Here is an 11,874-nt window from a genome sequence, read left to right on the forward strand (position 1 = left end):
GGGTGCAGGGGCGCGAGAGTGCCCCGCACCAGGTTACTGGGTGCCCGTCACTCGTCCGGACGCCGACCGCCCGGGGCCACCGCCGCGGCGGCCCCTCACTGGCGGATCGACCAGCCCCGCTCCCGCAGCGCCGCCGTCAGTACGGGCACCGCGTTGGGCTCCACCATCAGCTGGACCAGGCCGGCCTGCTGCCCGGTGGCGTGCTCGATACGGACGTCCTCGATGTTGACGCCGGCCCGTCCGGCATCGGCGAAGATCCTGGCCAGCTGGCCCGGCTGGTCGTCGATCAGCACGGCCACGACCTCGTAGACGCGCGGCGCGGAGCCGTGCTTGCCGGGCACCCGGACCTGGCCGGCGTTGCCGCGGCGCAGGACGTCCTCGATGCCGGCGGTGCCCTCGCGGCGCTTGGCCTCGTCGGAGGACTGAAGGGCCCGCAGCGCCCGCACGGTCTCGTCGAGGTCGGTGGAGACGTCCGCGAGCAGGTCGGCCACCGGCCCCGGGTTCGCGGAGAGGATGTCGATCCACATCCGCGGGTCGGAGGCGGCGATCCGCGTCACGTCCCGGATCCCCTGGCCGCACAGCCGTACGGCGGCCTCCTCGGCGTTCTCCAGGCGGGCGGCGACCATGCTGGAGACCAGGTGCGGCATGTGGGAGACGAGGGCCACGGCGCGGTCGTGGGCGTCGGCGTCCATGACCACCGGTACGGCCCGGCAGTGCGAGACCAGTTCCAGGGCGAGGTTCAGCACCTCGGTGTCGGTGTCCCGGGTCGGTGTGAGCACCCAGGGCCGCCCCTCGAAGAGGTCGGCGCTCGCCGCCAGCGGGCCGGACTTCTCCCGGCCGGACATCGGGTGGGTGCCGAGGTACGCCGAGAGGTCGAGGCCCGTCTCCCGGAGCTCGCGCCGGGGGCCGCCCTTGACGCTCGCCACGTCGAGGTAGCCGCGGGCCACTGAGCGCCGCATGGCGTCGGCGAGCACCCCGGCGACGTGCGCGGGCGGCGCGGCGACGATCGCGAGGTCCACCGGGCCCTCGGGCGCCTCGTCGGTGCCGGCGCCGAGGGCGGCCGCGGTCCGGGCCTGCTCGGGGTCGTGGTCGGCGAGGTGGACGACGACGCCCCGGGCCGCCAGGGCGAGCGCCGCGGAGGTGCCGATGAGGCCGGTGCCGATGACGAGTGCGGTTCTCACTGGGCGATGTCCTTGCGCAGGGCGGCCGCGGCACCGAGGTAGACATGGGCGACCTCGGCCCGGGGCAGGTCGGACTCGATGTGCGCGAGCAGCCGGACCACGCGGGGCATGGCGCCCTCGATGTCCAGTTCCTGGGCGCAGATCAGCGGTACGTCGACGATGCCGAGCTTGCGGGCGGCGGCCGCGGGGAAGTCGCTGTGCAGGTCGGGCGTGGCCGTGAACCAGATGCTGATCAGGTCGTCGGTGGTCAGGCCGTTGCGCTCCAGAACGGCGGTGAGCAGGGCTCCGACCCGCTCGTCCATGTGGCCGGCCTCGTCCTCGTCGAGCTGGACGGCACCCCGGACCGCTCGTACCGCCACGGCTTGGCTCCCTTGCTGCTGTACGGATCACTGTGCGCGTCCAGCCTAGTCAGGGCCGGGCGCGGGGGTGGGGGGCGCCCGGCTCCTGAGACGGGCGCGGGGCCGGTGCGGCCGGAGTGTTTCGGGTGTTCACTCCCGGTTGCTTCTACTTCGATCCTTTCGATGCAAAGATGCTGTTCATCCGGCCCGTCTCCGCCCATCCCCTTCCGCACCCCCGGAGTGACGACATGACGAACGGTCCGACGCGGCGCACGATCCTTCTCGCCACCGGCACCGGCGCGGCGACGCTCCTCGTGGGCTGCGGCGACTCCGGCGACGACGGGGGTTCCTCCGAGCAGACCGTCGAGACCTCCGAGACCGCCACCGGCTCGGTGGGGGCCGACGGCGAGGAGCTGGCCGCCACGGCCGACATCCCGGTCGGCGGCGGCAGGATCTTCAAGGATCAGGAGGTCGTGGTCACCCAGCCGGAGGAGGGCGAGTTCAAGGCCTTCTCCAGCATCTGCACCCACCAGCGGTGCCCGGTGGCGAGCGTCTCGGACGGCACGATCAACTGCACCTGCCACGGGAGCAGGTTCTCGATCACGGACGGCGCGGTCGTCACCCCGCCCGCCACCGTGCCGCTGCCCGAGAAGGAGATCGTGGTGGAGGGAACCTCCATCCGCCTGGTGTGAGGCGCCGCGTACGCTCCCCTGTCATGCACCCCGAGACCCTGGTTCGCGACCACACGATCTACGCCTGTGTGATGGGTTCGCGCGCGTTCGGTCTCGCGACGGACGGCAGCGACACCGACCGGCGGGGCGTGTTCCTCGCCCCCACCCCGCTGTTCTGGCGCTTCGACAAGCCGCCGACGCATGTCGAGGGCCCGGCCGAGGAGCAGTTCGGCTGGGAGCTGGAACGCTTCTGCGAACTGGCGCTGCGCGCGAACCCCAACATCCTGGAGTGCCTGCACTCCCCCCTCGTGGAGTACGCCGACAGCACCGGCCGTGAGCTGCTCGGCCTGCGGGACGCCTTTCTGTCCCGGCAGGCCCACGACACCTTCGCGCGGTACGCGCTGGGCCAGCGCAAGAAGCTGGAGGGCGACGTCCGCAACCACGGCGCCCCGCGCTGGAAGCACGCGATGCATCTGCTGCGGCTGCTGACGAGCGCCCGCGATCTGCTGCGCACCGGCACCCTCACGCTCGACGTCGGCGACCTGCGCGAGCCGCTGCTCGCGGTCAAGCGCGGCGAGGTGCCGTGGCCGGAGGTCGAGGCGTGGATGACCCGGCTCGCGGGGGAGGCCGAGCGGGCGGCGGAGCGCAGTCCGCTGCCCGCCGTACCGGACCGGAGGCGGGTGGAGGACTTCCTCGTCCGCGTCCGCCGCGCCTCAGCGCTCCAGCCGGACCCGTACGACGAAGTCGTGCAGGGCGTCGTGGACGGTGGGCGCCTCGGGCAGGGCTGACGCGGCCTGCGTCGCGTCCAGCAGCGCGTGCAGGGCCGTCACATCGGCCTCCACGCGCGCGTGGTCCACGTCGGCCGCCCCGTGCTCCCGCTCCGCCTTGGCCGCGATCAGCTCCGGCAGGTAGGCCGGGGCCTCGGGCACCTCACCGAGCAGCGTGGGCAGATGGGCCTGCACCGCGCCGCCGCGCATCAGGTGGATACCGGTGAGCAGGACCCGGAAGGTGTAGAGCAGCGGCTTGAGCTCCTCGGTTCTGGTGAACAGCCGCCACTGGGTGTTCGCGAAGCCCCGGTAGTGGTGAGCGTGGTGGGCGGTGAGGACGCCGGGGGCGAGCGCGGCCAGTTCGCGGTGCGCGTCGGTGGTGTGCACGACGAGCGGGGAGAGCAGCTGCTCCAGGACGTAGCCGTTGCGGCGCAGCATCAGCCGGACGAACTTGCGCAGGTCGTGGGTGACCAGGTCCATCTCGACGCCGTCCCGGTCCCACATCCGCGACCGGGTCTCGGCCGGCTCGCGCAGTCCGACGAGGTCGGCGGCGGACAGCAGGTGCACCCCGCGCAGGTCCACGTCGGAGTCCCGGGAGGGGAAGCCGTAGAGGTGGGCGCCCGAGACGGTGGCGAAGAGCACCGGGTCGGGCTGCTCGGCGACGACGGGCGCGAGGTCGATGTCCAGGGCGTCGATCATCCGCTAAGCGTCCCAGAGGGCGCCCAGCGCGATCAGGTCGCCCCGGTACTCGATGCGGTCCGCCCACTCCCGGGGCCACGCGTCGGCCCCGAGGTACGCGCCGGCGAAGGCGCCGGTGAGGCAGGCGATGGAGTCGGAGTCGCCGGAGGAGCAGGCGGCCCGCCGCAGGGCGGTGACCGGCTCGTCGACCAGGAGCAGGAAGCAGAGCAGGCCGGTGGCCAGGGCCTCCTCGGCGATCCAGCCCTCCCCCGTGGCCAGGCAGGGGTCGGTCTCCACCGAGCCCGCGCGCACGGCCCCCTGGAGCCGTTCCAGGACGGCAATGCACTCGTCCCAGCCGCGCGCGATGAAGTGCTCGGGGCTCGGGTCGTGGCTGCGGGTCCACAGGTCGCCGAGCCAGGTGTGGTGGTAGCGGGTGCGGTTGTCGTAGGCGTACGAGCGGAGCAGGCCGACCAGGCCGGTCGGCTCGGCGCCCTGCGCGAGCAGCCGCACGGCGTGCGCGGTGAGGTCGGAGGCGGCCAGCGCGGTGGGGTGGCCGTGGGTGAGCGCGGACTGCAACTGGGCGGCGCCCGCGCGCTGTTCGTCGCTCAGTCCGCGGGCGAGGCCGATGGGCGCGACGCGCATGTTGGCGCCGCACCCCTTGGAGTCGACCTGACTGGCGTCCTGCCACACCCGCCCCTCCTCCTTGAGGAGGCCGCAGGCGATCAGACAGGTCCGGCCCGGCGCGCGGTTGTTCTCCGGGGACCGGTACCACTCGACGAACTCCTCCCGCACCGGCCGCTCCAGCCGCTTGGGCGCGAGGGTGCCCCGGTCCATGGCCGTGCGCAGGCCCTTGCCCAGCGCCAGCGTCATCTGGGTGTCGTCGCTGACGATCGCCCGCGCGGGCAGGTCCATCTCGCGCCACGGTCCGCACTTGGCGAGGATCGAGGGCACGTCATTGAACTCGGTGGGGAATCCCATCGCGTCCCCGAGCGCGAGACCGATCAGGGCCCCGGTGGCGGCGCGCTTGTTCACGAGGGCGGTCATACGGAGGGTCCTTCCGGGGTCGGCCTCAGCAGTGGCGGGTGGAGGGTGGCGGCGGTGCCGGCGCGGTACAGTGCGGCGGGCTTGCCCCGGCCGCCGGTGAGGCGGGAGGCGCCGGGGACCGCCTCGACGAAGCCCGGCGTGGCGAGCACCTTGCGCCGGAAGTTGGGCCGGTCCAGGGCGGTGCCCCACACGGCCTCGTAGATCTGCTGGAGCTCGCCGAGGGTGAACTCGGGCGGGCAGAAGGCGGTGGCCAGGCCGGTGTACTCCAGCTTGGCGCCGACCCGGTCGTGGGCGTCGGCGAGGATCCGGTCGTGGTCGAAGGCGAGGGCCCCGGCGCGGTCGTACTGGACCCAGCGGGCGTCCGCCGCGTCGCTGCCGCCGTGCACCTCGGGCGCGTCGGGCAGCAGGGCGGCGAAGGCGACCGAGACGACCCGCATCCGGGGGTCGCGGCCGGGCTCGCTGTAGGTGCGCAGCTGTTCCAGGTGGAGCCCGGAGACGTCCGACAGGCCGGTCTCCTCGGCGAGTTCGCGGCGGGCCGCCGTCTCCGCCGACTCGTCGGGCTGCACGAAGCCGCCGGGCAGCGCCCACCGCCCGGCGTACGGCTCCTGCCCGCGCTCGATCAGCAGCACGTGCAGGGCGCCCTCGCGGACGGTGAGGACGGCGAGGTCGACGGTGACGGCGAAGGGTTCGTGGGCGTACTTGTCGTACCCCTGCACGACCACCGCCTCCTTAAGAGTCAGAACGACTAATAGTCCTCGTGACTAGTAGTCATCGTGACTATAAAGAGTGCGGCCCCAACTCCGCAAGCCCTGAGCGCCTCCCTCCGGCCCTTCCGCGCAAACGAAGGCGGCCGGACACCGGGAAACCCGGTACCGGCCGCCACAAGCCCGCTGAGGCGCTCCTAGAGGTCGACCTCCTTCATCAGCATGCCGACCTCGGTGTTCGACAGGCGGCGCAGCCAGCCCGACTTCTGGTCGCCCAGGGTGATCGGCCCGAAGGAGGTGCGCACCAGCTTCTCGACGGGGAAGCCGGCCTCGGCCAGCATCCGCCGCACGATGTGCTTGCGGCCCTCGTGCAGGGTCACCTCGACCAGGTAGTTCTTGCCGGTCTGCTCGACCACCCGGAAGTGGTCGGCGCGCGCGTAGCCGTCCTCCAGCTGGATGCCGTCCTTGAGCTGCTTGCCCAGGTCGCGCGGGATCGGGCCGACGATGGCCGCGAGGTAGGTCTTCTTCACGCCGTACTTGGGGTGGGTCAGCCGGTGCGCCAGCTCGCCGTGGTTGGTGAGCAGGATGACGCCCTCGGTCTCGGTGTCGAGCCGGCCCACGTGGAACAGCCGCGTCTCCCGGTTGGTGACGTAGTCCCCGAGGCACTGCCGGCCCTCGGGGTCCTCCATGGTGGAGACGACACCGGCCGGCTTGTTCAGCGAGAAGAACTGGTACGACTGCGTCGCGACGGTCAGACCGTCGACCTTGACCTCGTCCTTCTCCGGGTCGACCCGCTTGCCCTGCTCCAGCACGATCTCGCCGTTGACCTCGACGCGCGCCTGCTCGATCAGCTCCTCGCAGGCCCGCCGGGAGCCGTAGCCCGCACGCGCGAGGACCTTCTGGAGCCGCTCGCCCTCCTGCTCGGCGCCGGGGAAGGTCTTGGGCAGCTTGATGTCCTTCTTGCCCGCGTACCGCTCGCGGTTGCGCTCCTCGGCACGGGCCTCGTACTCACGGGACGTGGCCGGCGCCGTGCGCCCGCGCCCGGTCGACTGGCCCTGCCGGGGGCCGCCCTTGGCACCACCGCGCGCCGAGGCGCCACGTCCCGACTTCGGGCCGTCCTGGGTGGCGCCGGGACCCACGTCGTAGCGCCGCTCCTCGGGGCGCGGCTTCTTGGGCCGGCCGCCCTGCTTCTCGTCGCGGTTGTTCCCGGCACCGCGGTAGTTACCGCGGCCACCGCTGCTCCCGCCGCGGCCGCCGCTGTTGCCACCACGGCTCCCGCCGTTGTTTCCGCTGCTGTTCCTGCCGCTGCTGCTTCGCATCAAAGTTCCGTCGTGTTGTCGTCTGCGTCCTCGGAATCCGGAGCGTCCGGATCGAACGACGGTACGGCCTCCTGGGTCTCGGCCTCGATCGCCTCCGCCTCGGGGAGGAAGGGCGCGAGTTCCGGTAGCTCGTCCAGGCCGCGCAGGCCCATCCGCTCCAGGAAGTAGTTCGTCGTCCTGTACAGGATCGCACCTGTTTCGGGTTCCGTCCCCGCCTCCTCGACCAGACCCCGTTGCAGAAGGGTGCGCATCACACCGTCGCAGTTGACCCCGCGCACCGCGGAGACCCGGCTGCGGCTGACCGGCTGCCGGTACGCCACCACGGCGAGGGTCTCCAGCGCGGCCTGGGTCAGCCGGGCCTGCTGCCCGTCGAGGACGAAGCCCTCCACGGCCGGCGCGTACTCGGCCCGCGAGTAGAAGCGCCAGCCGCCCGCGATCCGCCGCAGTTCGAACCCGCGGCCCTGGACGGTGTATTCGTCGGCCAGTTCGCGCAGGGCGTCCGCGATCCGCCTCCTGGGCCGCTGGAGGATCTTGGCGAGGTGCTCCTCGGTCGCGGGCTCGTCGACGACCATCAGGACGGCCTCCAGGGCCGGCTTCAGTTCGAGGCCGGCCGCCGAGCGCAGCCCGGCCGGCAGCTCACCGCTCTCCTCGCTCACTTCTTCTCCTCGTCCTTCGGCGGCTCCGGCGGCCGGTCGAACTCGTCCGTCACCAGGGGCTCGGCCCCGTCCTCCCCGCCGGTCCAGCGCACCGTCAGCTCGCCGAGGGCGTCCTCCTGGTCCAGCGCCACGGCCTTCTCCCGGTACAGCTCCAGCAGGGCCAGGAAACGGGCGACGACGGTCAGGGTGTCGTCGGTGTCCTCGATCAGCGCCCGGAAACTGGCCTCGCCCAGCTCCTTCAGCCGCGCGACCACGATCCCGGCCTGCTCCTGCACGCTGACCAGCGGGGCGTGGATGTGGTCGACGTACACCTGCGGCTTGGGCCGGGGCTGCATCGCCTTCACGGCGAGCCTGGCGAAACCTTCCGGTCCGATGCTGATGACCACCTCGGGCAGCAGCTCGGCGTGGTGCGGTTCGAGTCCGACGGTGCGCGGGTAGCGCCGCGCCTCCTCGTCGAGCCGGCGGTTGAAGATCTCGGCGATCTGTTTGTAGGCGCGGTACTGGAGCAGCCGGGCGAAGAGCAGGTCCCGTGCCTCCAGCAGGGCCAGGTCGCCCTCGTCCTCGACCTCGGCGGCGGGCAGCAGCCGGGCGGCCTTGAGGTCCAGCAGGGTCGCGGCGACCACCAGGAACTCGGTCGTCTCGTCCAGGTCCCAGTCCGGCCCCAGGGCCCGGATGTACGCCATGAACTCGTCGGTCACCTTGGAGAGGGCGACCTCGGTGACATCCAGCTTGTGCTTGGAGATCAGCTGGAGCAGCAGATCGAAGGGCCCCTCGAAATTGGCGAGCCGAACCTTGAAGACACCTTCGTCCGCCTGGGCGGGCGCGGAGGACTCTGAGGACTCCGTGGGCTCGTGAGCCTCCGAAGGCCCCGCGGGCTCAGTGGGCTCGGCAGGACCCGAGGAGTCCGGGCGCTCGGCCGGCTCGGTGGGCGCGGCGGGCTCAGTGGGCTCGGCAGGGGCGACGGTCCCCGCCGGGACGGCGGCAGGTGCGGCAGGTTCCGCGGGCTCCGGTTCCGGAGCGGGGGCCTCGGGCGGGGGTCCCGGTTCGGGCGGCGGTCCGGGATGCGGTTCCGGAGGAACGACCCCCGGGCCCCGGCCCAGCGCGCGCCGACGGCCACCGGATGCGCCGGCGGCGGGGACGGGAGCGTCGTTCGAGGTCATCGCCCCCGCAGGCTACCGCTACCGCCCGCGAAGCCGTCGTACGAGGATGCTGGCGTCCCCGCGGGATTCCAGGTCGGCGAGGACCACGGCCACCGCCTCGCGGACGATCCGCCCGCGGTCCACCGCGAGTCCGTGCTCGCCGCGCAGGACCAGGCGGGCGTGCTCCAGGTCCATCAGCTCCTCGGCCGAGACGTACACGGTGATCTTCTCGTCGTGCCGCTCACGTCCGCTGGGCCGGCGGGCGGCGGCCCGCCCGCGCTTGCGCTGGGCCGGCGGTCCGGCGGCGCCGGAACCTTCCTGTGCCTCCGGCCGGCGCCCGGAGCGCTCAGCGGCTGCGGCCCGGCTCCGGGACTCCCCGGTATCGGCCGGTTCGGCGTCCGCGGCGACATGCTCCGCGCCCCCGCCGTCGCCGCCCTGCGCGGGCACCGACTGCGGCGCGTCCTCGGCGGGGCCGTCGCTCTCCCCCGCCGGCGCGGGCACCCGGGCCTCGCCGTTGGCCCCCCGCCGGGGAGTCGACGCCTGGAGCGCCGTCCCCCCTGTCGTGCGGAAAAGTTCGTCGGCCCCCGGCAGACTCACTCGGCGTGACACCGGGCGAGCACCTCCCTGGCGAGCTGGCGATAGGCGGCGGCACCGACGGAGTTGGAGGCGTACGTGGTGATCGGCTCACCGGCGACCGTGGTCTCCGGGAAGCGGACCGTACGCCCGATGACCGTGTGGTAGACGTGGTCGTCGAAGGCCTCGACGACACGCGCCAGCACCTCACGGCTGTGCACCGTGCGCGAGTCGTACATCGTGGCGAGGATCCCGTCGAGCTCCAGCTCCGGGTTGAGCCGTTCCTGGACCTTCTCGATGGTCTCCGTCAGCAGCGCCACACCACGGAGGGCGAAGAACTCGCACTCCAGCGGCACGATCACCTTGTGCGCGGCCGTCAGGGCGTTCACCGTGAGCAGGCCGAGCGAGGGCTGACAGTCGATCACGATGTAGTCGTAGTCGGCCATGAGCGGCTTCAGGGCGCGCTGGAGCGTCGACTCGCGGGCGACCTCGGAGACCAGCTGGACCTCCGCCGCCGACAGGTCGATGTTGCTCGGCAGCAGGTCCATGTTGGGGACCGCGGTCTTCAGCAGGACCTCGTCGGCCGACATGCCCCGCTCCATGAGCAGGTTGTAGACCGTGAGGTCGAGCTCCATCGGGTTGACACCGAGTCCGACCGACAGCGCGCCCTGGGGGTCGAAGTCCACGAGGAGGACCCGGCGTCCGTACTCCGCCAGCGCCGCACCCAGGTTGATGGTCGACGTGGTCTTGCCGACGCCGCCCTTCTGGTTGCACATGGCGATGATCTTCGCCGGACCGTGGTCGGTCAGCGGCCCCGGAATGGGGAAGTACGGCAGCGGCCGTCCGGTCGGGCCGATGCGCTCGCGACGCTGGCGTGCCGCGTCGGGCGCGAGGGTGGCCGCGTACTCGGGGTCGGGCTCGTACTCCGCGTCGGGATCGTAGAAGTGCCCGTCGGGCAGTTCGTCGTAGTCGGCGAAGTGGTTGTGGGGCGCGCCACTTCCGTCGCCGGCCATGGCGTTCACGTGATGGCCATCCATGCTCTGGTGTGCTGACGGAGTCACGCCGGTCTGCTGGTGACTCCGGTTGGCTGCGAAGGTGCGCACCGCGACGGAGCCGACAGCCTCGAAACCCGCGGGAGCCTGGCCCCGCGCAGGGCTTCCTGGTTGACCACCCCCGGGAAGAAATGTCGACTCATTCACAAGTCGTCTTACCTCCTTGGTGACCAGGAAACTTCTAGACAAGGTCAGCGTGGCACCATGCCGACAGTCGGCGACTCTATGGCGTGTCGGGCGTCCGCAGCAACACAATCCGCCGGACCCGGCAGGATGTGTCGGCAATGAAACATCCCTCTGTCAAGGGCGTACGGGCGTCGCACAGCAGGTTTCACCGGTGTGCGAATCGGTCGAAGCGTTACGTTCGAGGCGAGTTGGCCGAGCGTAGCAAAGTGACCATACACACACCCGGCCGGACCTTGTCGGGCAAGGTCCGGCCGGGTGGGCGACGTTGACGATCCGTGATGGGGGTCCCCCCGATCGAGCGAAGCCGAGATTGGGGGAGTATCGCCTTTACGAAAAGGTGACTTAGCTGTTCACCGCGTCGATTCGGGTCAGCCGAGCAGCGAGTCCAGCTCGACGTGCTCCAGGCCGTGCGCCTCGGCGACCTCGCGGTAAACGACCTTGCCGTCGTGGGTGTTGAGACCCTTGGCGAGCGCCGGGTCGCGGCGCAGGGCCTCCACCCAGCCGCGGTTGGCCAGCTCCACGATGTACGGCAGCGTCGCGTTGGTCAGCGCGTAGGTCGAGGTGTTGGGCACCGCGCCCGGCATGTTGGCCACGCAGTAGAAGACCGAGTCGTGGACGTTGAAGGTCGGCTCGGCGTGCGTGGTGGGACGGGAGTCCTCGAAGCAGCCGCCCTGGTCGATCGCGATGTCGACAAGGACACTTCCGGGCTTCATCCGGGCCACCAGCTCGTTGGTGACCAGCTTCGGGGCCTTGGCGCCCGGGATGAGGACCGCGCCGATGACGAGGTCGGCGTCGAGCACGGCCTTCTCCAGCTCGAAGGCGTTGGACATGATCGCGCGGACCTTGGTGCCGAAGACCTTGTCGGCCTCGCGCAGCTTGTTGATGTCACGGTCGAGCAGCGTGACGTGGAAGCCCATGCCGACGGCGATCTGGGTGGCGTTCCAGCCGGAGACACCGCCGCCGATGACGACGGCCCGCGCCGGCTGGGTGCCGGGGACACCGCCGGGGAGCACACCGCGGCCGCCGACCGAGCGCATCAGGTGGTAGGCGCCGACCTGCGGGGCCAGCCGGCCCGCGACCTCGGACATCGGGGCGAGCAGCGGCAGCGCGCGGGAGGGCAGCTCGACCGTCTCGTAGGCGATGGCGGTGGTGCCGGACTCTATGAGGGCGTCCGTGCATTCCTTGGAGGCGGCCAGGTGCAGGTAGGTGAAGAGCGTCTGGTCCTTGCGGAGCCGGTGGTACTCCTCGGCGATGGGCTCCTTGACCTTCAGCAGCAGGTCGGCGGTGGCCCACACCTCGTCGGCGGTGTCCAGGATGACGGCACCGGCGGCGGTGTACTCGGCGTCCGGGATCGAGGAGCCGAGACCGGCGCCGCGCTCGATGACGACCTGGTGGCCGTTGCGCACCAGCTCGTGCACACCGGCGGGGGTGATGGCCACCCGGAACTCGTTGTTCTTGACCTCGCGGGGGATGCCGACCTTCACGTCGATCACGGTCCTTGGCTCAGAGGGTGTGGGGCATAGCAAGACATACCCGTGCATGCGGGGGCACACCGGGAGACACCGC

Annotated in this window: 13 protein-coding genes; 2 read left to right on the forward strand and 11 right to left on the reverse strand. The window is 71.8% G+C overall.

The features are described from left to right. Positions 1 to 95: 95 nt before the first annotated feature. A complete protein-coding gene (locus AB0E07_RS33545; protein WP_362260576.1) occupies positions 96 to 1,181 on the reverse strand; it encodes a prephenate dehydrogenase in 1,086 nt (361 codons plus the stop codon). Beyond that, on the reverse strand, positions 1,178 to 1,540 hold the full coding sequence (aroH, locus tag AB0E07_RS33550) for a chorismate mutase (RefSeq protein WP_362260578.1): 363 nt from the start codon (positions 1,538 to 1,540) through the stop codon (positions 1,178 to 1,180). The genes AB0E07_RS33545 and aroH overlap by 4 nt, the downstream gene beginning before the upstream one ends. A gap of 227 nt (positions 1,541 to 1,767) precedes the next feature. On the opposite strand from aroH, the gene AB0E07_RS33555 reads away from it, so the two are divergent. Both AB0E07_RS33555 and AB0E07_RS33560 read left to right on the forward strand, forming a co-directional pair. Further along, complete coding sequence (locus AB0E07_RS33555; protein ID WP_362260580.1) at positions 1,768 to 2,211, forward strand: Rieske (2Fe-2S) protein; 444 nt, start codon at positions 1,768 to 1,770, stop codon at positions 2,209 to 2,211. A 23-nt stretch (positions 2,212 to 2,234) separates the two neighbouring features. Next, complete coding sequence (locus AB0E07_RS33560; protein ID WP_362260582.1) at positions 2,235 to 2,978, forward strand: nucleotidyltransferase domain-containing protein; 744 nt, start codon at positions 2,235 to 2,237, stop codon at positions 2,976 to 2,978. On the opposite strand, the gene AB0E07_RS33565 is transcribed toward AB0E07_RS33560, so the two are convergent. The 9 genes from AB0E07_RS33565 to ald all read right to left on the reverse strand — a co-directional run bounded on the left by AB0E07_RS33565 (position 2,904) and on the right by ald (position 11,792). Next, positions 2,904 to 3,656: a nucleotidyltransferase domain-containing protein gene (locus AB0E07_RS33565; protein WP_362260584.1), complete on the reverse strand. Its 753-nt coding sequence runs from the start codon at positions 3,654 to 3,656 to the stop codon at positions 2,904 to 2,906. The genes AB0E07_RS33560 and AB0E07_RS33565 overlap by 75 nt on opposite strands. Before the next feature lie 3 nt (positions 3,657 to 3,659). Next, positions 3,660 to 4,679, reverse strand: a complete 1,020-nt coding sequence (locus AB0E07_RS33570) for an ADP-ribosylglycohydrolase family protein (protein ID WP_362260586.1) — start codon at positions 4,677 to 4,679, stop codon at positions 3,660 to 3,662. After that, a complete protein-coding gene (locus AB0E07_RS33575) occupies positions 4,676 to 5,395 on the reverse strand; it encodes an NUDIX domain-containing protein (protein ID WP_362260588.1) in 720 nt (239 codons plus the stop codon). The genes AB0E07_RS33570 and AB0E07_RS33575 overlap by 4 nt, the downstream gene beginning before the upstream one ends. A gap of 185 nt (positions 5,396 to 5,580) precedes the next feature. Further along, positions 5,581 to 6,702 carry a pseudouridine synthase gene (locus AB0E07_RS33580; RefSeq protein ID WP_362260590.1) on the reverse strand — a complete coding sequence of 374 codons (1,122 nt, stop codon included), beginning with the start codon at positions 6,700 to 6,702 and terminating at the stop codon, positions 5,581 to 5,583. Then, positions 6,702 to 7,358, reverse strand: coding sequence for an SMC-Scp complex subunit ScpB (gene scpB, locus AB0E07_RS33585; protein WP_362260592.1), 657 nt, complete (start codon positions 7,356 to 7,358; stop codon positions 6,702 to 6,704). The genes AB0E07_RS33580 and scpB overlap by 1 nt, the downstream gene beginning before the upstream one ends. Further along, positions 7,355 to 8,518 (reverse strand): segregation/condensation protein A, encoded by a 1,164-nt coding sequence (locus AB0E07_RS33590; protein WP_362260594.1) that lies wholly within the window; start codon positions 8,516 to 8,518, stop codon positions 7,355 to 7,357. The genes scpB and AB0E07_RS33590 overlap by 4 nt, the downstream gene beginning before the upstream one ends. Positions 8,519 to 8,536: 18 nt before the next feature. After that, a complete protein-coding gene (locus AB0E07_RS33595; protein WP_362260596.1) occupies positions 8,537 to 9,106 on the reverse strand; it encodes a hypothetical protein in 570 nt (189 codons plus the stop codon). Further along, on the reverse strand, positions 9,091 to 10,269 hold the full coding sequence (locus AB0E07_RS33600) for a ParA family protein (protein ID WP_362260598.1): 1,179 nt from the start codon (positions 10,267 to 10,269) through the stop codon (positions 9,091 to 9,093). Before AB0E07_RS33600 ends, AB0E07_RS33595 begins: the two co-directional genes overlap by 16 nt. A 407-nt stretch (positions 10,270 to 10,676) precedes the next feature. Further along, a complete protein-coding gene (ald, locus tag AB0E07_RS33605) occupies positions 10,677 to 11,792 on the reverse strand; it encodes an alanine dehydrogenase (protein WP_362260632.1) in 1,116 nt (371 codons plus the stop codon). Between the last annotated feature and the right edge of the window lie 82 nt (positions 11,793 to 11,874).

It is taken from the genome of Streptomyces sp. NPDC048002, from assembly GCF_040653275.1.
Taxonomy (GTDB): Bacteria; Actinomycetota; Actinomycetes; order Streptomycetales; family Streptomycetaceae; genus Streptomyces.